The following is a 257-nucleotide window of genomic DNA, read 5'->3' as shown; positions in this document are numbered from 1 at the left end:
CCTTCATGCGCGATCTGAAGAACCAGGGAGCGGTGATCAACTTCGAGGTCTATGCCGACCCGGACCTGAACAGCGCCAGCCAGCTGGCCCAGGGCAAGGTGTACTGGAACATCCGCTTCACCGATGTGCCGCCTGCCGAGAACCCCAATTTCCGTGTCGAGGTGACCGATCAGTGGCTCACCGAAGTTCTGGATGTCGCCTAAGGAGCGCCCGTGATGATTCCGCAAACCCTGACCAATACCAACCTGTTCATCGAC

At 58.8% G+C, this 257-nt stretch carries 1 protein-coding gene; it reads left to right on the top strand.

The annotated features are described in order from the left end of the window. Nucleotides 1-203: phage tail sheath C-terminal domain-containing protein (locus tag ACLJNW_RS26480; RefSeq protein ID WP_410961550.1), on the top strand; the 203-nt coding region annotated here is incomplete at its 5' end. Between the last annotated feature and the right edge of the window lie 54 nt (nt 204-257).

The organism is Salmonella sp. SAL4457 (assembly GCF_046548235.1).
Lineage (GTDB): Bacteria > Pseudomonadota > Gammaproteobacteria > Enterobacterales > Enterobacteriaceae > Salmonella > Salmonella enterica.
Note: the sequence above shows the minus strand (reverse complement) of the source record. Positions and strands in the feature narration are given on the sequence as shown.